Source organism: Micromonospora sp. NPDC050417 (genome assembly GCF_044458865.1).
GTDB lineage: Bacteria > Actinomycetota > Actinomycetes > Mycobacteriales > Micromonosporaceae > Micromonospora_G.
In genome coordinates this window covers 252,003-275,267 of record NZ_JBITIH010000002.1, presented here as the reverse complement: position 1 = coordinate 275,267, position 23,265 = coordinate 252,003, and the positions used below count along the sequence as shown (strand labels likewise).

Here is a 23,265-nt window from a genome sequence, read left to right as displayed (position 1 = left end):
AACTTATCTGGCCTGTTCGTCAGCGGCGGCCACGCCACGGTAAGCGGGCCACGCCACGGTAAGCGGGCTACGCGGCCGGCGTGGGTTGATCAGGCAGCGTGGTGGGCAGGTTGCCGCAGTAAATGACAACCTTCTCGTTCCACCGGAGCTGCGCGCCGGGTCGTGGTTCCTGCCGTACGACCAAGCCGTTCTTCCCGTTGGGGTAGGCAGGCTCGAACCCCGCGTCGACGATCTGCGTCTTCGCCTCGTTGCAGCTCAACGCGACCACCTCGGGTACGTCGGCGAGCGGGGCGGCACCCGCCACAAACACCTTGACCGCGGTTCCCTTGCGTACGTTCGCGCCCGCTGGCGGGTCGGTACGCAGGACTGCCGGGTTCTCACCGTCCTTGCCGAAGATCAGCTGCCACCCGAGTCCCCGGTCACGCAGATCCTGCCGCACCCTCTCGAAGCTCTGCCCGGTGAGGTCCGGCAGCGCGAACTGACCCGCGGGTACGGACGCCGTCGTCTTGCCAGCGGACGGGGTCGACGTACTGGGCCGGGGCTTCGACGTCTTCGACGACGTCGGTTCGGCGGTGACGGTGGCGGAAGGGCCGGCCTGGTTCAGCGGCTCGGAACCGTCGCTCTTCGCGAGCGCCCAGCCGCCGATCGCGCCGACGGTGGCGAGCACGACGGTCGCGACCGCCGCGCCAGCGACCATAGCCGCGCGGTTGGGCCGGTCCGACTGCTCGACAGACGATGGCTGCCAGCTCGCATTCCCGTCCGACATGTCGACCACTGCCTCACCATCCGGGCATCGCACCGCCCGCCGACAATCAACACCTGACCAATCGAGTGTGCTGGCTGGTGACAACCACGGTCCAACCGGGCGTCGCAGCACACCCTGGGTAAGGGTGCGAGCACGCCTGACCGCCGTGACTCGCCCTGCCGGCGGGTGAACGCTACGCTGCCCCGCATGGCCGTACGAGGCTGGGGAGGATCGGTCGCCATCGCGATCGGCGTAGCTGCCGGCGCTGGTGCCGCGCAACTGGGGCTCGGTTACGGGCTCGGCATTATCGCCTGGCTGCCGTCGGCCAGCGGTACGAGTGAGGCTTCCTGGGTGGCGAGCCTCGCGTGGGCCTCCTGGATCGCCGCCACCTCGACCGTTGCCGGTGCGATCGCCGCCCAACGGATCGCTGCTCCCGGATCCGTGCGGTCGACCGGCGTGGGCGCGGCGACGTCGCCCAGTCAGGCGCTCACCGGGGGACTCTGGCGGGTCGCGCTCGCACTGGCCAGCGCGGTCGGCGGCTTGGTGACGGTCGCGCTGGTCGCCGTACCGGCGCGGGCCGCGACCCGGGCTGACAGCGTCTCACCGCAGAGCATCGCCGCCGGGTACGCGGTCATCGGGGTGATGCTCGGCCTGGTGCTGGCGATCTGGTCACTCTCGTCCCCGGCCGTCGCCACCAATGTCATCGCCACCTCCGGTTGGTTGTGGCTGCTCGCGATCATCGCGGTCGTTGACGGGGTCCTCTCCGGACGAGGGCTGGCCAGTGCGCAGCTCGGCGTCTGGCAGATCACCTCGGACAGCGAGCGGTTCTGGTTCCGCGACTACTTCTACTGGCCCGGGGCGGCGCTCTCGCTCGGCTCCGCCCTGGTGATCGGGGCGCTCGCCGCCCGCTCGACCGCGCGGCTGCCCGAGCGCCGGGTCGGCGCGGTGGTGTCCGGTGTCGCGGGACCGCTGCTGGTCGCAGCCGCCTATTTCCTGGCCGCGCCCCGGCTGGTCGGGATCCGCGCCGAACAGGTCTCGGCACACCTGGCGGCGCCGTACGCGGTGATCGCCGGTCTCGCCGGTTCGGCCCTGGTCGCCGCGCTGGCGCAGCGCGGGTCGGCGAGCCGGGCGCAACGGGCGGAGCCGACCGGGTCCGCTCCGGCGGAGCAGGACGAACCTGGTCGGGTGCCGCAGCAGCGGGCGGCTGCCCCGGAGGATCGGACCACCGACCCGGACGGGAACGCGACCCGGTCGTACGACAGCGACTCGACCTCCCCGATCGAATCCGCCGAGGCATCGGCGTGGGACGAGCCGTCGGCACCGCCCACGGCCGACGTGCACCGGGCGGATGGCGCTGACCAGCCGGACCCGGAGCAGTTCAGCGGCCCGGACCAGCCCGACGGTACGACGCCGTCGAAGACCCGGCCGAGCCGCTCGCGCCGCACCCGCTGACGGCACCGGGCGGCGGGCAGCCGCCTACTCGATCGGCCAGGTGTGCACGGGCTCGTTGGTCCGTTGCAGCTCCCCGTACCGCTGCAACATCCGGTGCAACGCGGCCGGCCGTGTCAGTCCGTGGCTGTGCTCTGCGGCCCGTACCGTTCGGGCCTGCCAGACCGCGCCGTTGCGGCGGAGCCGACAGCGCTCCTCGATGATCCCGAGCAGCCGGTCGCGTTCCGACGGCGCGACCCCGAACCGGTCCAGCCCGACCGCGGCCCGGGGCAGCAGGACGTCCAGCACGAGGTCCGTCACCCGGACCTCACCGAGCCGGGGCCAGTAGACGGTGGCGTCGATTCCTCGCCGGGCTGCGGAGTGGAAGTTCTCCTCTGCGGCGCTGAACGGGAGCTGACTCCAGATTGGCCAGTCGGCCTCGGCCAACTCTCGGGCCAACCCGAAGTAGAAGGCGGCGTTGGCCAGCATGTCGACCACGGTTGGCCCGGCCGGTAGCACCCTGTTCTCCACCCGCAGGTGCGGGCGACCGTTCATGATGTCGTACACCGGCCGGTTCCAGCGGTAGACGGTGCCGTTGTGCAACCGCAGCTCACTGAGGCGTGGCACCCCGCCCCGGTGCAGCACCTCGGCCGGATCCTCCTCCTCGCAGATTGGCAGCAACGGAGGGAAGTACCGCACGTTCTCCTCGAAGAGGTCGAAAATCGAGGTGATCCACCGTTCGCCGAACCAGACCCGTGGTCGTACGCCCTGGGCTTTGAGTTCGTCCGGCCGGGTGTCGGTCGCCTGCTCGAAGACGGCGACCCTGGTCTCCGCCCAGAGGTGCCGTTCGTAGAGGTACGGCGAGTTGGCGCCGATGGCGACCTGGATGCCGGCGATGGCCTGGGAGGCGTTCCAGTAACTGGCGAAGTTGTCCGGGGCGACCTGTAGATGGAGCTGGATGCTGGTGCAGGCGGCTTCGGGCGCGATCGAGTCGGTCTGCGTGTGCAGGCGTTCGACGCCCCGGATGTCCATCTCGATGTCCTCGCCCCGGGCGGCGACGATCTGGTCGTTCAGCACCCGGTACCGCTCGTTCAGCGAGATGTTGTCCACGACCAGGTGCCGTGCGGTGAGGGTGGGCAGGATGCCGATCAGGACCACCGAGGCGTCGGCCTTGACCGCGCGGTCCTCAAGCCGGCCCAGGCTCGCACCCAGGTCCCGTTCGTAGTCGGCGAACCCGGTCCCCTCGATCAGGCGGGGGCGAGCGTTGAGTTCCAGGTTGAACTGTCCCAACTCGGTCTGGAACATCGGGTCACCGAGGTTCGCCAGGATCTCCTCGTTGCGCATCGCCGGCTCGGCGTCGGCGTCGACCAGGTTCAGCTCGATCTCCAGACCGGTCATCGGCCGTTCGGCGTCGAAGCCGAAGTCGTCCAGCATCAACGCGAAGACGTCCAGACAGCGACGTACCTTGTGGCGGTAGCGGATACGGTCCGCCCTGGTGAAAGCGCTCTGTCCGACCTCAGTGCCCATGTGCCCTCCCCGGCGAAAAGCGCTGTCGGCGCAGCCCGGAGGAGTCGATGCCCGGATTCTTACCGCGACCGAACTCTTACCGTACGAGTAAGGACCGTATCGGGCCAGGACGGCAACACGGCCAGCCGGGAGTGGGCGGCCAGAGACGCTGTGTCAACCATTGCACAGAGTTCGCGTATCGGCGGTATGCCCCACAACGGGTCCGCCCCGGGACCGGGGGCGGTCGCCGGGGCGGAGATACGGATCGACACGCGCGTCTCCGCGCCGTCCGTTGTGGAGGGTGGATCAGGCGGCGCGGATGGCCTCACCCTCGATTTCGATCTTGACCTTCTTGCCGACCAGGACGCCACCGGTCTCCAGGCCCATGTTCCAGGTCAGGCCCCAGTCCTCGCGTTCGATCTCGGTGGTGGCGGTGAAGCCGAAGATCTCCTGCCCGAACGGGCTGGTGCCAACACCGTGGAACTCGACGTGCAGGTCGACCGGGTTGGTGACCCCCCGGATGGTGAGCTCACCGGCGAGCACGAACTCGTCCCCGCTGTGCGACTTCACCCCGGTGCTGCGGTACTCCAGGGTCGGGTGCTTCTCCACCTCGAAGAAGTCACCGCCGTTCAGGTGCGCGTCGCGGTCGGCCTGGCCGGTGGTGATGCTGGCGGCCTGGATGGTGGCGGTGACCGACGACTGCAGCGGGTCCTCCGCGACGGTGATGGTGGCGGTCGCCTCGGTGAACTCACCGCGCACCTTGCTCACCATCATGTGCCGGGCCACGAACCCGACCCGCTTGTGTGCCTGGTCGAGCTGGTAGGTGCCGGCGGCCGGGATGGTGAGGCCTTCCCACGCCCGGGTGGCCGAGTTGGTGCTGGTCATGATCCTGACCCTTTCAGCGGGGATGATTGAGTACGTCAACGACTGACTGAGCAACTATAGACTGAGCAATATTCCCACTGTCAAGCATTGCTAGGATGTAGCGGTGACATCGACCGACGAGCTAGCCGACGACCCCCGGATCACCGCGCTGGGGCTGCTCATGGAGGTGCACGCCGGGCTGACTTCCCGGTTCGCCGCCCAGTTCGAGGAGCACGGACTGTCGACGGTCGAGTTCGAGGTGTTGATGCGCCTGACCCGTTCTCCGGAGCACCGGCTGCGGATGAGCGATCTCGCCGCCCAGACGTCGCTCTCGACGAGCGGCGTGACCCGGGTGGTCGACCGGATGGAGCGGGGCGGGCTGCTCCGCCGTCACTCCTGCTCGTCCGACCGGCGCAGCCTCTACGCCGTGGTGACCGAGGCGGGCGTGACCCGACTCGACCAGACCCTGCCGGGGCACCTTGAGCTGATCGACCGATGGTTCACCTCGCGACTCGAACCGGAAGCGCTGCGGATCCTGCTCAGCTCGCTACGGATCGTCAGGGACGCGGTCAACCCGGACGCCACCGCCGGCGGCGACGGCGTCGATGACGGCGTAGGCGACGGGGTGGACCACGCCACCGCCAGCCCCTGATTCCGCCGTCTGGGCACCCTGTCCGGCGTCGCTTCCGTGGTCACGTCGAGTGTCCGGTCGCCGGATCGCGCGACCGGCAGAAAAACCGGCAGAAGTCATTCGCGTACTGAGGTGTTTACCCCATTCCGGGACAAACACCATGGCTAGTCGTACTAGTGTCCATCGAACGGGGGCTCCGGGGGGAGTGGCGCGAGCGGGAGTACGTGAGGGGCTGTCGGGGGGCAGTCCCGCTCGCGCCACACCGGAGCCTCCACCGCCGAAGCGAGCACCACCCGCTCCCGGGGCAGGAGCGTAACCTCCCCCTCCCGACAGATCCGGTCGACCCGAACCAGCGACATCTTCCGGAGGACCGGGTCGTCGGTCGTCGCGATCACCCCCACCAGCGCCTCCGCCGCACCACGCAGGTCACGACCCCCGGCGTACGCACTCGCCGCAGCCGCGTACCACTCGACCGCCCACTCCCGGTCGGCCCGCTGCACCGCCAGGATCGCCTCGATCAGCGCACAGGTCCCGTCGTCGCTGCCGCCGCCACGCCCACCGGCCAGGGGTCGTCCCAGGGCCAGCAGGTCGCCATCGGGTCGGACTTCCCGCGAGGCGGCCACCGCGACCGCGCTGGCTCGCAACTCGGCCAACACCGCCGCCGCCTCGACCAGCCGCCCCTCCTGCGCCAGGGCCAGCCCGACCGTACCGAGCACCTGTCGGCGGTGCGCGGGATCGCCGCACTCGGTCAACGCGGCGAGCACCCGGCGTCCCTGGTTCACCGCGTCGGCGTACCGGCCGTCGAGCCGGGCTACCTCAGCGAGGTTTGCCCGCGCCAACGCCCGCAACCGATCGTCTCCACACTCGGCGCCGAGCAGGTCCATCGCGGCCAGCCGCCGACGGGCGGCCGGCAGGTCCGCCCCCCGGATCTCGTGCCAGGTCAGGTAGTGCTGGGCCACCGCCATGTCCCGCGCCCGTCGGTGACGACCCGCCAGGGTCAGCATCATCTCGCCCAACCGCCGCGCCTCGCCGTACCCGCCCGCTGCCGTCCACAACCCACAGAGCACACCAAGCGCGGCGAGTTCGCCACCGACGTCGCGGTTGTCCCTGAACCAGTCCAGCGCTGCCCGCACGGCAGCGAGTTCCTGCGGACCGGCGCCGTGCGCGGCGGCGAGCTGCGCCACTGCGACCCGGGCCCAGGCCCGCACCGCCGGGTCGGCCTGCTGGGTACGAGGATCGTCCAGCAGTCGACGCAGCCACTGCCGTCCGGCGACGTCCCGCCCACGGAACCGCCACCAGCGGGCCAGGCTCGCGGCCAGGTGCAATGCGGTGTGCGGATCGTCACCGGTGGCATGCGCCAACGCCGCCCAGAGGTCACTGGAGATCTCGTCCAGTTGCCGTACCGCCGCCGCGAGGTTCGCCCCGCTCAACTCGGGTGCGGTACGGGCGGCCAGGCCGGCGAAGACCTGGGCGTGCCGCCGCCGGATCCCCGTCTGCTCGCCGTCCGCCGCTGCCGCCTCGGCTGCGAAGTCACGTACGACGTCGACCAGACGGAACCGGAACGGGCCGCGCCCACGGGAGCTGAGCAGGCCGAGCGCGAGCAGCCGATCGAGCAACGGCACGGGGTCCCCGGGCAACTGTCGCCCGGACTTGTCGCACTCGCCGGTCAACATCGCCTCGGCCAGCTCGACCGACCAGCGGTTCCGAAAAGCCGAGAGCCGACGCAGGGCAGCCCGGTCGTCCGGGTCGAGCAACCGGTACGAGGCCGCCACCGCATCCCGCAGCGTCACCGCGACCGCCTCCCGCGCCGCGGCCGGTCGGGCAAGGTCGAGCACCCGGTCCCCGTACCGCTCCAGGACGCCGTTCAGATCCAGGATGCCACCGCGTGCCGCAGCGAGTTCGAGTGCGAGCGGCAGGCCGCCGAGGCGGCGTACCAGGGCCAAGAGTGCGCCCGTCTCCTCCGGCTGCGGCGGCTCCCGACGGACCTGGCGCAGCCGGGCCAGGAACAGCTCCACTGCCGGGTAGTGCTCGATCACGGCCAGTTCGGCCGGGGCGTCCGGAGGTGGCACCTCCAGGGGTGCGACCGGCCAGACCCGTTCGCCGAAGAGCCCCACCGGATGACGACCCGTGGCCAGCACCCGCAACGTCGGTGCCCCGGCGGTCAGCCGGTGCAGTGCCTCGGCGACCGCGCTCGGCGACCGCTCGACCGCGTCGACCAGTAACAGCGACGGCGCGCCGGCCAGGCGGGCGGTGAGATCCTGGGCCCGTCCCACCCCGAACACGGTGGCCACCGCCGAGAGCACGTCGCCCTCGGTGGAAAGGTCGGTTACCACGATGCCGGCCACCCCGCCCGGATGTTCCTCGGTGACCCGGTCGGCGACAGCGAGGGCCAGCGCCGTCTTGCCCACCCCGGCGAGTCCCACCAGGCTCACCACCGCCGGCGCGGCCCCCGTGCCGCCGGTGAGCAGCGCGGCCAGTTCGGGCACTTCCGCGTCCCGGCCGACCAGCGCACCCGGCGCCGGCAGGCCGAGACCGGTCGCTGCCCGACCGTTCGGGGATCCCGGTGACAGGTTGGAGACCACCGCCCGTGGCCCCGGTGGCACGACAGCCGTACCCGGCCCGGACTCCGGAGCAGCCGTTCCCTGTCCCCGGGCCGAGGCGATGAAATCGGCGCGCTCTGCCCCGACCAGCCTCAGCGCGGTGGCGAGCAGCTCCACGGTTGTCCTTTGTGGACGCTGTGCGTGGCCACGCTCCAGGTCCCGGACCGTACGCACCCCGACACAGGCACGCACGGCAAGGTCGGCCTGGGTCAACCCGACCGCCCGGCGCCGGGCGCGCAGCAGGTCGGGAAACGGGGTCGAGCTCCGCTCAGACCCATGATCCGGAGCCATGGGCTGGAAGAGTACGCACAGCACCCATCGCTGGGCAGTCATCCGTCAAGGTGCCGACGGGGAATGCACCGGATACCCGACAGTTACCCCCGCAGATGTCGTGACCCGGTCAGTTTCGAGTCAGGAACAGGTCAGCCTCAGCCGGCGCCACCGCAACCGGCTGCGTCGACCACCGCCCGTACAGCCGGCGCAGCGGCCCCGGAGCCCACCAGTTCCACTCACCGAGCAGGCTCATCACCGCCGGCAACAGGAGTCCGCGTACCAGGGTCACGTCCAGGATCACCGCGACCGCGAGCCCGAACCCGATCTCCTTCACCGCAGTCAGGTCGCCGAGCAGGAAACCGAGGAAAACGATCACGATGCAGACCGCGGCGGCGGTCACCACCGGCCCGGTACGGCTGATCCCGGTCAGCACCGCGCGCCGACCGGCACTCGCCCGACCCGCCGCCGTCCGCTGCACGGAGAAGCGCCCCCACTCCTCCCGAATCCGGGCGAGCAGGAAGACCTCGTAGTCCATGGAGAGCCCGTACACGAAGACGAAGAGCAGGATCGGGGTGGTCAGGTCGATCGCACCCCACGATTCCACCCCGAGCAGTGCGGCACCCCACCCCCACTGGAAGACCACCACCAGGACGCCGAGCGTGGCGAGCAGGGTCAACGCGTTCATCAGCAGCGCCTTGACCGGGATGACCAGCGAACCGGTGAGCGCGAACAGCAACACCACCGTGACCAGAAACAGCACGAGTATCGCCAGCGGCAGCCGCCGCGCCACCGACTCCTGGTAGTCGACCAGTTCGGCAGCGGCGCCACCGACCAGCAGCGGAATCGTCGAGTCGAGATCACGTACCGCCCGGACCAGGTCGCGGGATTCCGGACCGCCGGTCACCCCCTCCGGCGTCACGTCGATCACCAACGCGTTGCCGGGCACATCCGGGCGAGGCTGCATCTGGATCACGTTCGGCAGCCGGTTCAATTCGTTCATCAGGTCGCGCACCTCGGCCGTCGCCGGGTCGGCGCTCGCGACCACGACCACCGGTTGCGCCCTCCCCGCCTCGAAGTCACGCAACAGCACGTCGTGCACCTGTCGTTCCTCCATGCCCGCCGGCAACGACCGTGCGTCGGAGTTGGCCAGGTTGGCATCGAACAGGAACGGGAGAGCGAGCAGGAGCAGCCCGGCGGAGACGGTCGCGGCCACCGGTCCCGGCCGGGACTGGGCGTACGCCGCCAGTCGGGCGAGCAGCCCGCCGGCGACCGGCTCCCCAGGCGTACGGCCAGCGCTCGACGTACGCGGATACGACGTGGAACGACCACGGCGGACCAGGCCGGTGACGGCACCCACCGCACGGGTGATCGTGTTCTGCGCGCCGAGGGCCGGGATCCGCCGGTGGGTCACCGCGACCAGCGCCGGTACGGCGGTGAGCCCGGCGAGCGTGGCGAGCACCACGACCATCGCCCCGCCCAGCGCCATCGACGCGAGCAGCGGCTCGGCGAAGACGTAGAGGCCGGTCATCGTCGCCGCCACCGCCAGCCCGGAGATCAGCACCGCGCGACCCGCACTGGCGAGGGTACGGGCGAGCAGCTCCGCCGGCTCGGCGGACGGGTCGGCGGCGCGCTCCTCCCGGAACCGGAACAGCAGCAGCAACGCGTAGTCGACGGTCAGACCGATGCCGAGCAGGGTGACCACGTTGACGGTGAACTCACCGACCTCGGTCACCGAGGCGAGCCCGAGCAGCCCGAGCAGGGTCACCGCCACCGCCGCGAGCGCCGCCAGCAGCGGAATCGCGCCGGCCAGCACCCCGCCGACGATCACCACCAGCGCCGCCAGGAGGACCACCAGCGCGATCGACTCACCCACCGCGGCGTCCCGGATCGCCTGCTCGGCGAAGGCGCGCTCGGCCAACTTCTCGCCACCGACCAGCACCTGCGGCGCGTCGATCCGGTGCAGCAGCTCGGCGACCCGGTCCTCGACCCGCTCCCGCTCGGCGTCCGGCTGCCCGTCGACCAGTTCGACCCGAACCATCGTGCTGCGGTTGTCCGCGCCGATCCGGCCCCCCGGCGTGTTGTAGAGATCGTCGACGTCGGCGACCCCGGGCAGGGCACGGAGTTCCTCCGAGATCTTCGTGACGCTCTCCACCAGCGGCGGATCGTACGGGTCCCGGTCCCGGACCACCGCCACCACCAGTGGTCCCTCGGGCAACAACTGGTCGATCCGGGCCTGGGCGCGCTGCGACTCGACCTCGGGGCGCAGGTTGTCCGTACTGGACAGCCGGTCGAAGACCGATCCGCCGAGGGTGGCGCCGGCGATGACGAGGACGAGCCACGCGCCGAGCACGGGCCAACGCCAGCGCCACGTCGAGCGCCCGAGTGCAGCGAGCATGACCGAGACCTCCCAGGCGGCGGCCGTACGACCGCTTTGCGCGTGTGTCCCGTCGATGCAAGCACCCACCGGATCGCCGCGCCAGCCCGCAACCGGTCAGTCCGAACGTCCGATTCGCGCATCCTGCCCGGTCGCCCGGTCGGGATGCACGAATCGAAGCGGTGTCAGCGGTGGGGTGGATTCAGGGGCGGGGCGGGATCAGAGGCCGAGGTCGCGGGCAATGATCATGCGCTGCACCTCGGAGGTTCCCTCACCGATCTCCAGGATCTTCGAGTCGCGCCAGAACCGGGCCACCGGGAACTCGTTCATGAAGCCGTAGCCGCCGTGGATCTGGGTCGCCTCGCGGGCGTTGTCCACGGCGCTTTCGCTCGCGTACAGCTTGGCGATCGCGGCCTGGCGCTTGAAGTCCTCGCCGGCCAGCATCCGGGCGGCGGCGTCGTAGTACGCCAGTCGGGCCATGTGCGCCCGCAACTCCATGTCCGCGATCTTGAACTGGATCGCCTGGTTCTTCGCGATCGGCTGGCCGAACGCTTGCCGCTCCTTGGCGTACCGGATGGACTCGTCGACACAACCCTGGGCCAGCCCGACCGCCAGCGCGGCGATCGCGATCCGACCCTCGTCGAGGATCTGGAGGAACTGGGCGAAGCCACGACCGCGCGCCCCGAGCAGGTTCGCCGCCGGCACGCGACAGTCGTCGAAGGTCAGCTCATGGGTGTCCGAGGCGCACCAGCCCACCTTGGAGTAACCGGGGGCCACCGAGAAACCGGGCGTTCCGGACGGGACGATGATGGTGGAGAGTTCCTTCGAGCCGTCCTCCTTCGTCCCCGTCACCGCGGTCACCGTCACCAGCGCGGTGATGTCGGTCCCCGAGTTCGTGATGAACGCCTTCGACCCGTTGATCACCCACTCGTCGCCGTCGAGTACGGCGCGGGTCTGGGTGCCGCCGGCGTCCGATCCGGTGCCCGGTTCGGTCAGGCCGAACCCGGCCAGCGCCTCCCCGGTGAGCAGCTTCGGCAGCCACTGCGCCTTCTGCGCCTCGGTGCCGAACCGGTAGATCGGCATCGCGCCGAGCGAGATCGCCGCCTCCAGGGTGATCGCCACGCTGGAGTCGACCCGGGCCAACTCCTCCAGGGTGAGGCAGAGCGCGAAGTAGTCGCCGCCCATCCCGCCCCGCTCCTCTGGGAAGGGGAGCCCGAACAGCCCCATCTTGCCCATCTCCCGAATCACCTCGTACGGGAAGGTGTGCCGTTCGTAGTGCTCGGCGATGACCGGCGCGATCACCTCCCGGGCGAACTCCCGGACGGTCTGGCGGAGCGCCTCCTGCTCCTCGGTGAGCCGGAAGTCCATCGGTTCCTCCTTGTAGGCGGTACTGCGTGGATGGCGAATGCCGTCGGCGTCGCTTGTGGCTGCCGACCGGCGCGACGGTGCCGTTCGAGCGGACTGAGCGGTATGGATCAGACCGGGGTGAACGGTGCCTCGGACCGGGCCGAGCGGGTGCTTCAGCCCGGGTTGAGCGGTGTCTCAGACCGGGGTGACGCCGTGCCGGCGTCGGGAGAAGTGCCGTTCCTTGCCCTTCGCTGCCGCGTACCGACGGACCAGTTCGGTCCGAAGCTCATGCGGCTCAACGATCGCGTCGATGACCAGTTCGCTGGCGAGCCGGACAACGTCGATGTCGCGCTCGTACTCGGCGCGTTTCGCGGCGACGAAGGCAGCCCGCTCGTCGACGTCGACGATCGCGGCGATCTTGTTGGCGTAGACCGCGTTCACCGCCGCCTCGGCGCCCATCACCGCGATCTTCGCGCTGGGCAGGGCGATCGTCGCGTCCGGTTCGAAGCCGGGACCGGCCATCGCGTAGAGGCCGGCGCCGTACGCCTTGCGCACCACCACACAGATCTTGGGTACGGTCGCCTCGGAGATCGCCGTGATCATCTTCGCGCCGTGCCGGATGATGCCCTGCTTCTCGACCGCGGTGCCGACCATGAAGCCGGGAACGTCGGAGAGGAAGAGCAGCGGCACATTGAACGCGTCGCAGAGCTGGACGAACCGGGTCGCCTTGTCCGCCGAGTCGACGAAGAGCACGCCGCCCTTGAACATCGAGTTGTTCGCGACGACGCCGACCACCTCGCCGTTCAGCCGCCCGAAGCCGATGGTCAGCTCCTTGGCCCAGAGCGCCTGGATCTCCAGGAACGAGTCGGCGTCGAGCAGCCCCTTGACGTACCGCCGCATGTCGAACGCCTGCCGCTCGCTCGCCGGCACCAGCGCGGCCAGGTCCACGGTGGTCGGTGCCTCCACCGCCGCGACGGCCGGCGGCGCCTGCGTCCAGTTCGCCGGCAGGTACGACAGGTAGTCGCGCACCACCGCGAGCGCGTCCGCCTCCGTCTTGCAGAGGAAGTGCCCCACCCCGGACTCGGCGCAGTGCACCCGGGCCCCGCCCATCTCCTCCAGGGTGGTCTTCTCGCCGGTCACCATCTCAACCATGCGGTCCGAGCCGAGGTACATGCTGGCGTTGCCCTCGACCATCGCGACCACGTCGCAGAAGGCCGGAATGTACGCCCCGCCGGCCGCACTCGGCCCAAAGAGCGCGCACACCTGCGGGATCGAACCGGAGGCGCGCACCTGGTTCCAGAAGATCTTGCCGGCGCCGCGCCGCCCGGGGAAGAGGTCCACCTGGTCGGTGATCCGGGCCCCGGCCGAGTCGACCAGGTAGACCATCGGCAAACCGGCCGCGTACGCCCGCTCGATGATCCGAATGATCTTCTCGACCGTACGCGCACCCCAACTGCCGGCCTTGACCGTCGAATCGTTCGCCATCAGGCAGACCGGCCGGCCGTCGATGGTCGCCTGACCGGTGATCACCCCGTCGGCGGGCAGCCCGTCGGCGAGTGCGTTCGCGTACGTCCCGTCCTCGACGAAGGAGCCCTCGTCGACCAGGAGCGCGACCCGTTCCCGGGCGAAGAGCTTGCCCTTGGCCGCGTTCGCGGCGTGGTACTTCTCCGCACCGCCGGCCCGGACCCGCTTGCGGAGCTGCTCCAGCGCCTCACTGTCGAGCGTCACGCCGACTCCTCACCGCGCCAACCGGCCATGCGGTCCGAGACCCGGCCGCTCGACCGGGACCCGAATCCGCTGAACGATCGTTAGGCTAGCGCATCGAGTCGGGCCGCCGCGACCACGAACACCTGACCAACACGCCCGCACCCGCCGGTCAGGCCAACCGCGTACGCGGCCCCGCGCGCAGCACCCCCGACGGCAACTGCCGCCCGACCAGCTTCTCGGCCAACTCCGCCACCTCGACCAACGCGTCGAGGTCTATTCCGGTATCGATCCCCATGTCGTGCAGCATGTGCACCACCTCCTCGGTGGCCACGTTGCCGCTCGCCCCCGGCGCGTACGGGCAGCCACCGAGACCGCCGATGCTCGCGTCGAACTCGGTGATCCCCAGCTCCAACGCCGTCAACAGGTTCGCCAACGCGGTCCCACGCGTGTTGTGGAAGTGCAGCAACACCGGAATCTCCGGCTGGGAGGACCGGACCGCCGTCACCAGTTCCCGCACCCGGCGGGGCGTACCCATCCCGGTGGTGTCACCGAACGCCACTCGATCGGCACCATCGGCAACGACCCGGTCCACGATCCGCGCCACCCGTACCGGGTCCACGTCACCCTCGTACGGACACCCGAAGCTGGTCGCCACGATCACCTCTGCTGTCGCACCGGCCCCGTGCAGCAGCTCGATCAACTCCGCGATGTCATCCAACGACTCGTCCGTCGACCGGTTCACGTTGCGCCGGTTGTGCGTGTCGCTGGCCGAGACCACCACCTCGATCTCGGTGAACCCGGCGGCAAGCGCCCGCTGCGCCCCGCGCGAATTCGGCACCAGCGCCGAGTAACGCACCCCCGGTGCCCGGGTCGCCGCCGCCCAGACCTGGTCCGCGTCGGCCATCTGCGGAATGGCCCTCGGGTGGACGAACGACACCGCCTCGATCCGCCGTACGCCGGTGGCGGAGAGCGCGTCGAGCAGGCGCACCTTCGCGTCGGTCGGAATCGGATCCTCGTTCTGCAACCCGTCGCGCGGTCCGACCTCGCGGATCGACACGGCACCTGGCAGTTGACTCATGGGCCACCTCACTGTGACGTCACCGGTTCGCCCATTGTCACTCGCTCCCACCCCCGTGCCGCGATCTAGGGCAGGTCCGCGCTTCGAGAGATCAACGCGTGACGATATGCCCTAGATCGCGGCGAGGGGGCTAGGAGTCAGCGCATGCGGGAGACGATGCCGGTGTCGTAGTCGCCGGAGATGAACTCCGCGTTCTCCATCAGCTCGGCGAAGAACGGCAGGTTGCACTTCGGCCCCACGATCTCGAAGCCCGCCACCGCCGACCGCGCCCGCGAAATGGCCTCGGCCCGGTCCGCCCCGTACACCACCAGCTTCGCCATCAGCGAGTCGTAGAACGGCGTGACCGTCGTGCCGGCGGCGTAACCCGAGTCGACCCGAACCCCCTCACCGCTCGGCTCCACCCAGGTCTTGACCGCTCCCGGACCCGGCAGGAACCGCTTCGGGTCCTCCGCGTTGATCCGCAGCTCGATCGCGTGCCCGCGCGGGGCGAGCGCGTCCGGGTCGAAGTTCGGCGCCAGCCCGGACGCCACCCGCAACTGCTCCTCGACCAGGTCCACCCCGTAGACCAGCTCGGTCACCGGGTGCTCCACCTGGAGCCGGGTGTTCATCTCCAGGAAGAAGAACTCTCCGGTGGTCGGATCCAACAGGCACTCCACCGTGCCCGCGTTGCGGTATCCGACCGCCTCACCGGCCCGTACCGCCGCCGCCAGGAAACGCTCACGCAACTCGGCCGAGACGGCCGGGGACGGCGACTCCTCGACCAGCTTCTGGTTACGCCGCTGAACCGAACACTCCCGCTCGCCCAGCGCCACCACCCGACCGTCGGCCAGGCCGAGGATCTGCACCTCGACGTGGCGTACCCGGGGGAAGTAACGCTCGATCAGCACCGAGCCGTCGCCGAACATCCGCTCGGCGAACGCGCGCACCTTGTCGTACTCGGTGCGGAGCGCGTCGGCGTCGGCGGCGACCGCCATGCCCATACCGCCGCCACCAGCGGCGGCCTTGACCATCACCGGGAAGCCGATCGACTCCGCCGCCGCCAGCGCCGCGTCCACGTCCGCGGCCGGGTCGGTGGTGCCGGGTGCCACCGGAACCCCGGCGGCGGCCATCAGGTTCCGCGCATTGATCTTGTCGCCCATCGCGGTGATCGCGTCCGGGCTGGGTCCGACCCAGATCAGGCCGTTGGCCTCGACCGTACGGGCAAAGTCGGCGTTCTCCGACAGGAAACCGTACCCGGGGTGGATCGCCACCGCACCGGTCGACTTCGCCGCGGCGAGGATCGCCTCGGCATTGCGGTAGCTCTGCGCCGGATTTGCCGGGCCGACGCAGATCGCCTCGTCGGCTTCCTTGACGAACGGCAGGTCGGCGTCCGCCTCGGAGTAGACCGCCACCGTCCGTACGCCGAGCCGTCGAGCGGTGCGGATGATCCGACGGGCGATCTCACCGCGGTTCGCGACCAGCAGCGACTCGATCATGTCCTTCTCCTCGGGGTCCTGACGTGCCAGGGCGCGTCTCGTGGATCGAGACACGCCCTAGGACACCACGACCACCGTCAAATCACGAATCCGGGTCACCTCGAAGACCCCGAGTCACGCCCAGCCGACCCCGTTTCGACCGGCTCGACGCTACGAAACCCCGAGCAGCGCGGCGAGCGTCGCCGCGCGCAGCAGCGCGGCCCGGCGCCGCCGTTCGACCTCGCCGCCGAGGAACGGGGTGGAGTTCATCAGGCCGAAGGCGGCGTGCGCCAGGACCCGGGCCTCGCCAGCGGCGAGACGGGGGTGCAGCACGGTGAGCACGGAGACCCACTCCTCGACGTAGAGCCGCTGCAACCGGCGGATCTGCCGGCGCGGCTCGTCCGGCAACCGGTCCAGTTCGTGCAGGTGCAGCGCGATCACGGCCGGATTCGCCAGCGCGAAGTCGACGTGGAAGTCGATCAGCGATTCCAGGATCGCCTGCGGTTGCCCGGTGTGTTCGGCCACCCGTTGCCGGCCCCCGTCCAGCAGACCCTGGCTGACCGGGATCAGGGCGGCGGCGAGCATCGCCTCCTTGCCCGCGAAGTGGTGGTAGAGAGCAGGCCCGGTGACGCCGGCGGCTGCCCCGATGTCATCCATGGACACGCCGTGGTAGCCGCGGGCCGCGAAGAGCCCGACCGCGATCTCCAAGATTTCGTCCCGGCGCGACCGGCGCCGCGGACTCGCCGGGGTAGCACCCGGCGTCGCCCCTGTCACCTGCTGTTCCAGCGTCACCACGCCAGCCTAGTCATTTGTCGAACGGCCGTTCGTCCCCAGATTCGCGGGACCGATTCCGTCTCAACTGATGGGCAGCTCGTCTCACGCTCGGTAGCGGTGTGCTGGCTCACCCTTCGGTCTCCAGGTCGTGCTCGCGGCGGAGTGCCTCCGCCTCCGCAGTCCGCCCCAGCCGGCCGAGCGCCTGGGCGAGCAGCCAGGCCGCCCGTCGTACGACGCCGGAACCGGTCGGCAGCCCGGCGAGCGTCGTACGCAGCATCCGTTCCGCCTCGACCAGCCGGTCCAACCGCAGCAGCACCTCCCCGGCGAGGAGTTCGACCTGCAACGCCTCACCGAACGCCTCGATCGACCGCAGCCGGCGCGGCACGTCCTCGATCCGGCGCAGCGCCTCCTCCGCCCGGTCGCTGGCGACCAGGGCACGGGCGGCACAGTCAGCCACCATCGACGACTCCCAGATCGTCGCCGGCTCCTCGGCCGCCTCGGCCGGCAACGTGGCCAGCACCGCCTCGGCCCGGTCGACCGCCGCCAGCGCCGCTTCCGGCTCGCCCGCCCAGTGTCGGGCGTCCGCCTCCCGCCGACGGGCCCGTGACTCGTCCAGAGCAAGGCCGATCAGACCGTACGCGACCGCCGCCGAGCCGAACCGCTGCGCTGCCAGGGCGTCGCGGTCCTGCGCGTACAGCAGCTCTGCGGCCTCCTCCAGCACCTGCGCCCGGTGAGCGAGGTTGTCCGGTCCGTCCAGGTTCTCGGCGAGTTGGTCCAGCAGGCTCAGCGCAAGCTGCCCCTCGCCCAGTTCGCGGTAGACGTCGGCGAGCAGGTGCCGGCAACGGTCCGCGTCGCCCTGGTGGCCGAGCCGGTCCAGTTCGAGGATCGCCTCCTCGGCGACCTCCGCCGCGTCGAGCATCCGGTCGGCCAACCGGTACGCGTTCGCGAGCTCGAACCGGAGGAACGCGGAGCCCTCGACGATGCCCTGCTCGGCGCAGAGCGCGACCGCCTCGACGAAGTCCTCGACCGCGTCCTCCGGTCGCCGCAACGCCACCGACGCCCGAGCTCGTCCGATCCGGGCGTGCAGGGCCCCCTCTCCGGTCGCGAACGTCAACGCCTCGTCCAGCGCGTCGCGTACCTCGGCCGGGTCGTCCAGGGTCTGCGCGTGGCAGATGCAGGCGGCGGCGAGACGTTCGGCCATGCCGAGTGCCCGGTAGTCCTGCCGTGCCTGGGTCGCCGCCTCCCGCGCCTCCGGATACCGCTCCAATGCCTGGAGGCAGATCGCCCGACGCAGGACAATCCGGGCGGAGAGGTACGGGTCGCCGGCCTCCGCCGCCACCTCGGCAGCCCGGTCGACCGCGTCGAGCGCCTCCTCCCAGCGTTGCAAACCGGCGAGCGCCATCGCGGACCGGTCGTACATCGCCGCCGCCTCGGCGCGGCTGCCGTGCGCGGCCAGGTACGTCACCGCCGACTCGACCAGCGGCAGGCCCTCCGCCTCCTGGTCGGTCTGACAGAGCAGCACCCCGAGCCGCCCGGTGACCACCCACTCCCGACCCGGATCGGCGACGTCCTGATAGATCTGGACAGCGCGCCGCACGAGGGCGATCGCCGCGATCCTGTCCTGCGCCAGCACCTGCCGCACCGCCTGGAACTCGACCCAGCGCGCCTCGTCCCGGGCAGTCAGGTCGGTGGCGTCGAAACGCTGCTCGAACACGGCCAGCACCACCTGCAGGTGCTCGTACCGTTCGGTGTTCCAGTGCTGGTCGGCAAGGTCGAGCAGTTCGGCCACGGTGGCCGTGGCGGGAATGTCGTCCGGGGTCGGCACCGGTGGCACGGTCGGGGCGACCGTCCGGGCGGTCGTGCCGGAGCGGCCCTCGCCCTCCGGTCCGACCGCCTCCGGTCCTACCACCTCCGGTCCGACCGCAGCCGGATCGGCGGTGGGTCGCGACGGCTCGCGGCGGCGGGCGGTGGCCGACAACGGCAGGTGCTCACCGATCGGCTCGGCCGCCAACCGGCGCGCGATCCAGGTCGACTGCGAGGCGGTGCCGTTGCGTTCGTCGAACCGGTCCGCGATCCCGGTGGCGAACCTCGCCAGTTCGTCGGCGAGCACACCGACCGGCAGGTCGGCGGCCTCCCGGTCGCCGTGGCCCCGCCGGTGCACGGTCAGCAGGCCGTGCCCGCCCCGGTCCAGTCGACGGAGCACCAGCGCCGCCGCAGCGGCGAACGACATCGCGGCGGCCGGCGACGGGGCCCGGTCCAACCAGTCCAGGTGCCGCTCGACGATCTCCAGGCCCCGGGAGTCGTTTCCGGTCAACGCGCAGAACTCGACGTGGTCGCCGATGCTGCCGAGATCGGCCAGATTTCCCCTCAACCGCCGGTACGCCTGCCGGTGCGCGTCCCGCGCCTGCTCGCGCCGGCCGGCGCGCAGGTACGGAACGAGCAGGCTGGTCAAGATCCCCTGGGGCTGCTCGTTGCAGGTCAACTGCCCGGCGAGCACGGGTTCGGCGAGCACTACCGCGGCCTCGGTCTGCCCGGTCGCGACCAGGTGCCGAACCCGGCCGGACGGGTCACAGCCGGCGCAGTCGGAGAGTTCGTCACGTGGGGCAGTGGTCCACTTCCGGTACCACTCCTCGCTCTCCTCCTCGATGCCCCGGTGCCGGGCAACCAGGTGCCGGTACTTGTAGACGGCCTGGAGACTGTGCCCGCCCTCGCGGTAGCGGCGCTCCATGTCGTCGAGCACCGCGTACGTGCGCTCCAGCGGCACCTCGGGAAAGTCGAGCAGCGCGTTGACCATGTGCTTGAAGTGCCAGAGCAGGGTGTGGACAAATTGCTGGTGGTACGGCTGCGGGTTGCGGTCGTAGTCCGCCAGGCACCAGGAGAAGGTGACGAAGGACTTCGCCGGCTCGCCGCCGTAGGTGTAGGCGCTGGTCCCGAGCATCCGTACCGCGAACGCCAACTCCTGGTCGCCGCCGGCGTCCGCCTGCCGGACGAGTTGCTCGACGGCGGCTATCTGGCCGGCGCCGAACGGCATCTGCGACACCCGCTGGTACGCCGCCCTCAGTTCATCGTTTCCGCTGGTCATGGCGGGTCACTCCGGTCCGGGTACGGCTCGACCGAGCAGGCCGAGGAACGAGTTGTTGAGCAGGGCGGCGTCGGCCGGGCGGATCGGGTGGTAGCCGAGCAGCAACGCCTGCCCGTACAGCGCCTCGACGGCGAGCCCGACCAGCTCAGGGTCACCGAGGGTGGTGATCCGGCGCACCAGTGGATTGCGGTGGTTGAGCACCAACTGTGGACGCTCGGGTGGGCCGGACGACGCGATCGCGTCCAGCACCCCCGCCCACAGGTCGTCGGCCCGCTGCCGGGTCGACTCCAGCTCGTCGTGCCATGCGGCGGTCCGGCTGACCAGGTAGAGCGCGGGCAACGACACCGGGTCGTACGCGCGCAGCGCCACCTCGCAGCCAAGCCGGTCCAGGGCCCGCTGGGCGGCGAGCAGGAACGGGCGCAGCGCCAACTCCACACCCGGGTCGAGGGTGTCGAACCGGGTGGTCAGGTCGGTCGGCTCCAGCCGTTCGATCAGCACCGTCCGGTCCAGCCCCGGCAACCGCTCGATGATCTCGGTGTCGTACGTGTAGCCGCCGTTCACCACAGCCAGGTCCTGTGCCGCCGCCACCGCTGCGAGCTGCCGGAACTCGTCCGTGGTTGCCGCATACCGGATGACACCGTGCCGCTGGCGGAACTCGGCCAGCGTCATCCGGCCGGCGTTCGTCTCCATCGGCCACCACTGCTCGACCAACCGGAGCATCTCGTCGTCGTGCAGGGCGAGCGCCTTCACCCCGAGGTGGTGAACCTGGAGGAACTCGCCGAGCCGGCGCGGGTCCGCTTCGGCGAGCTGGACCAGCCAGCCGCGCAGTTGGTCCCCGAGCGCTTCCCGGGTGCTCTCCAGCAGGCTGTCCTCGTACAGCGCCTCACGGCTCGCGGTGGGTCGCAGCTCACCAGCGTCGACCACGCAGCGGGCGAAGAACGCCCACTCCGGCAGCAACCCCTCCGCACCCTCGGTGAGCAGCATCCGCTTCAGGTAGACCCGGTGCCCGACCCGGGCAGCCGGGTTCGCCGGGTTCGGCAACACGAAAGCGGCGCCGGTCAGGCCCGCCTCCGGCACCGACAGCGGAATCACGTCGAACGGGGTGAAGCCAAGGGTCTCCCGGGCGTACCGGATCAGGCCCTCGCGGCGGGCGGCCGGCGAGTTTCCCGCAGCGGCCGACCACGGCGGCGGTCCGCCGGTGGTCTCCACCTCGCCGACCCGCACCGTGATCGGCAACAGCGAGCCGAAGTGCCGGGCCAGCTCGGTCACCGTGGGCACGGTGAACCACTGGTCGGCGCCGGGACGCGGAACCAGCGTGACGGTGGTGCCCGGCTCGTTCCGCCGGGCGTCCGGTCCGGCCAGCTCGACCCGGTAGCGACCGTCGGAATGACCGGTCCAGAGCACGGTCGGCTGGTCGGCGTGCCGGGTGACGACCCGGATCTCGTCTGCGACCAGGAAGCAGGAGAGCAGGCCGATGCCGAACTGTCCGAGGAACTCGTGCCGGGCGAAACCCAGCTCGTCCCTTTTGGAGCTTCGGCCGATCGTGGCGAGCAGCTCGTGCACCTGGGCCTCGGTGAGACCGATCCCGGTGTCGTGGATCCGCAGGGTGCCGTCGCTGGTCAGCGCCGGTGGCTCGATCCAGGTCACCGCCGGCGCGGTCGGCTCCGCCACCCGGCGGGCCGTGATCGCGTCCGCCGCGTTCTGCAACAACTCCCTCAGGTAGACCCGTGGGCTGGCGTACAGGTGATGGCTGAGCAGGTCGACAATGCCGCGAAGGTCTACCTGGAAGGTGCGGTCCACGCTCTGTTACTCCCCAGTCCGGTACAGGCGCCCCACCGTACCGGTGATCACCGACACTCCGCCGCCCTGATTCCAGGTCCGCGCTGCTACCGGTGGCGAACGGCCGGATCGCCGCCGGTACGGCCGTGACCGGCGGATTCGTCGGTGCCCCGGTCGCGGGCCTGCTCTTCGCGACGAACGCGGCGTTGCCGTTCGCGGTCGACGCCGCCACGTTCGGGGTCGCCGCTCTGCTCGCCCTGACTCTGCCGTCGGCCCGACCGGCGGGGCGCGCCGCGCCCGTCACCGTCCACGATCGACGGCCGATCTGGCGGGCGGCCGGCGACGGGCTGCGCTGGATCCGGCGGGACCCGGTCCTGCTCCGGATCACCCTGCTCACCGCCGCCAGCAACCTCGCGATCAGCGGTCTGATCGCGGTCATCGTGCTCTACGCACTGGACGTGCTGCGGGTGCCCGAGGCCGGCTACGGCGTCTTCATGGCATCGGCGATGCTCGGCGGACTGGCCGGCGCGCTCGGCGCGGGACGGATCGCGGGACGGGTCGGCACCCGCACCGGGTTGCGCCGGGTGCTGGTCGTACAGACCCTGGCGCTGGTGACGCTGGCGGTGTCCCGGCACCCTGTGCCGGGCGGGATCGCCCTCGCCGTCTTCTCCGCCGGATCGGCGACATGGAACGCGCTCTGGTCCTCGTACGGGCAGCGGAACGTACCCACCGAACTGCTCGGCCGGGTCGGCAGCGCTCAGCGGGTGGTGGGCCTGGTCGCCGCCCCGGTCGGGGCCGCACTCGCCGGCCTCACCGCGAACGCGTACGGGCTGCAGCCGGTCGGGTACGCGGCTGCGGTGGTCTTCGCCGTCGTCACCGTCGCCGCCTCGCGGGTGCTCTGCCGGTTTCGATAACCGGATTCCGCTCCTAACGGTCCCCGTCCACGGGAGCAGGACCGTTCGTGCCCCCACAGATTGATCACCGACGTGCAGAATGCGGAGCGTGCAGACAACCTCTCGTTCCGCAGCCGTCGCGAGCAGACCGGTTCGACGGCGACTTCGGTCGCTCGCTGCCGGCGAGTTGTTCAACATCCCGCTGCACCCGATCATCTGGATCGGCGTGATCGGTGCCCCGGTCACGCTCGCCAACGTGGCGGGATACCTGCTCTTCACACTGCTGCTACTTGAGGGTGCCGGCTACTGGCTGGCGAAACACCGCCAGGTCGACAGCCGGCGGCGCGAACTTCCCGGTGCCCGGATCTTCCGGCTGCTCCGGGTCGTGAACCTGCCCCTGTTGGCGATCGGTGTCGCGATCACCGCGTACGGCGCGGTCGACAACCCGGGACTCGCCTCCTGGCCCGGGCTGGGCTACGCGCTCTTCGCGGTGCTGGAGCACGTCAACTACTTCCACCTCCAGCTCAGCTACGACCGCCGGGCCGATCTGCGGCGGCTACGCGCCTTCGGGCTCCGACGGTCCCACCTCTCCCGCGACCTGGCGCAGCGTCCCTGAGGCGGCTTCCCGCACCAGAGGATCCGGGGAGTACGGCAAGGGCCGCGCCAGCACAAAGATGTCGCCAGAACTCCCAAAAAGCCGCCCTGCCGACAGGAACCCGGCTACGCCGTC

The 23,265-nt window shown here is 70.7% G+C and carries 16 protein-coding genes; 4 read left to right on the top strand and 12 right to left on the bottom strand.

Annotated elements, in window-relative coordinates; all coding sequences use genetic code 11:
* Positions 1-67: 67 nt before the first annotated feature.
* Positions 68-766 carry a PASTA domain-containing protein gene (locus ACIBF5_RS03825; protein WP_396807802.1) on the bottom strand — a complete coding sequence of 233 codons (699 nt, stop codon included), beginning with the start codon at positions 764-766 and terminating at the stop codon, positions 68-70.
* A gap of 186 nt (positions 767-952) precedes the next feature.
* Between ACIBF5_RS03825 and ACIBF5_RS03820 the strand changes: the two genes are divergently transcribed.
* Entirely contained in the window at positions 953-2,197 is a 1,245-nt protein-coding gene (locus tag ACIBF5_RS03820; RefSeq protein ID WP_396807800.1) for a hypothetical protein, read from the top strand.
* Positions 2,198-2,221: 24 nt separating this feature from the next.
* Here the strand turns inward: ACIBF5_RS03820 and ACIBF5_RS03815 are convergent, their stop codons facing one another.
* Positions 2,222-3,700, bottom strand: a complete 1,479-nt coding sequence (locus ACIBF5_RS03815; RefSeq protein WP_396807798.1) for a glutamate--cysteine ligase — start codon at positions 3,698-3,700, stop codon at positions 2,222-2,224.
* 285 nt (positions 3,701-3,985) lie between these two features.
* On the bottom strand, positions 3,986-4,564 hold the full coding sequence (locus ACIBF5_RS03810) for a YceI family protein (protein WP_396807796.1): 579 nt from the start codon (positions 4,562-4,564) through the stop codon (positions 3,986-3,988).
* 160 nt (positions 4,565-4,724) lie between these two features.
* On the opposite strand from ACIBF5_RS03810, the gene ACIBF5_RS03805 reads away from it, so the two are divergent.
* Positions 4,725-5,195, top strand: coding sequence for a MarR family winged helix-turn-helix transcriptional regulator (locus tag ACIBF5_RS03805; RefSeq protein ID WP_396808273.1), 471 nt, complete (start codon positions 4,725-4,727; stop codon positions 5,193-5,195).
* 152 nt (positions 5,196-5,347) lie between these two features.
* On the opposite strand, the gene ACIBF5_RS03800 is transcribed toward ACIBF5_RS03805, so the two are convergent.
* The 9 genes from ACIBF5_RS03800 to ACIBF5_RS03760 all read right to left on the bottom strand — a co-directional run bounded on the left by ACIBF5_RS03800 (position 5,348) and on the right by ACIBF5_RS03760 (position 21,663).
* On the bottom strand, positions 5,348-8,065 hold the full coding sequence (locus ACIBF5_RS03800; RefSeq protein WP_396808271.1) for an ATP-binding protein: 2,718 nt from the start codon (positions 8,063-8,065) through the stop codon (positions 5,348-5,350).
* 109 nt (positions 8,066-8,174) lie between these two features.
* A complete protein-coding gene (locus ACIBF5_RS03795; RefSeq protein WP_396807794.1) occupies positions 8,175-10,442 on the bottom strand; it encodes an MMPL family transporter in 2,268 nt (755 codons plus the stop codon).
* Between the two features lie 198 nt (positions 10,443-10,640).
* Complete coding sequence (locus ACIBF5_RS03790) at positions 10,641-11,789, bottom strand: acyl-CoA dehydrogenase family protein (protein ID WP_396807792.1); 1,149 nt, start codon at positions 11,787-11,789, stop codon at positions 10,641-10,643.
* A gap of 174 nt (positions 11,790-11,963) precedes the next feature.
* The gene (locus tag ACIBF5_RS03785; protein WP_396807790.1) at positions 11,964-13,496 is read right to left on the bottom strand and encodes an acyl-CoA carboxylase subunit beta; all 1,533 of its coding nucleotides are present in this window, start codon (positions 13,494-13,496) and stop codon (positions 11,964-11,966) included.
* Between the two features lie 148 nt (positions 13,497-13,644).
* Positions 13,645-14,553: a hydroxymethylglutaryl-CoA lyase gene (locus ACIBF5_RS03780; protein WP_396807788.1), complete on the bottom strand. Its 909-nt coding sequence runs from the start codon at positions 14,551-14,553 to the stop codon at positions 13,645-13,647.
* 137 nt (positions 14,554-14,690) lie between these two features.
* On the bottom strand, positions 14,691-16,028 hold the full coding sequence (locus ACIBF5_RS03775; RefSeq protein WP_396807787.1) for an acetyl/propionyl/methylcrotonyl-CoA carboxylase subunit alpha: 1,338 nt from the start codon (positions 16,026-16,028) through the stop codon (positions 14,691-14,693).
* Positions 16,029-16,178: 150 nt separating this feature from the next.
* A complete protein-coding gene (locus ACIBF5_RS03770) occupies positions 16,179-16,799 on the bottom strand; it encodes a TetR/AcrR family transcriptional regulator (protein WP_396807785.1) in 621 nt (206 codons plus the stop codon).
* 109 nt (positions 16,800-16,908) lie between these two features.
* The gene (locus ACIBF5_RS03765; protein WP_396807783.1) at positions 16,909-19,863 is read right to left on the bottom strand and encodes a hypothetical protein; all 2,955 of its coding nucleotides are present in this window, start codon (positions 19,861-19,863) and stop codon (positions 16,909-16,911) included.
* A gap of 6 nt (positions 19,864-19,869) precedes the next feature.
* On the bottom strand, positions 19,870-21,663 hold the full coding sequence (locus ACIBF5_RS03760) for an HSP90 family protein (protein WP_396807781.1): 1,794 nt from the start codon (positions 21,661-21,663) through the stop codon (positions 19,870-19,872).
* A 92-nt stretch (positions 21,664-21,755) separates the two neighbouring features.
* Between ACIBF5_RS03760 and ACIBF5_RS03755 the strand changes: the two genes are divergently transcribed.
* A complete protein-coding gene (locus tag ACIBF5_RS03755) occupies positions 21,756-22,556 on the top strand; it encodes an MFS transporter (RefSeq protein WP_396807779.1) in 801 nt (266 codons plus the stop codon).
* A gap of 88 nt (positions 22,557-22,644) precedes the next feature.
* Positions 22,645-23,151, top strand: a complete 507-nt coding sequence (locus tag ACIBF5_RS03750) for a hypothetical protein (RefSeq protein ID WP_396807777.1) — start codon at positions 22,645-22,647, stop codon at positions 23,149-23,151.
* Positions 23,152-23,265: the final 114 nt, after the last annotated feature.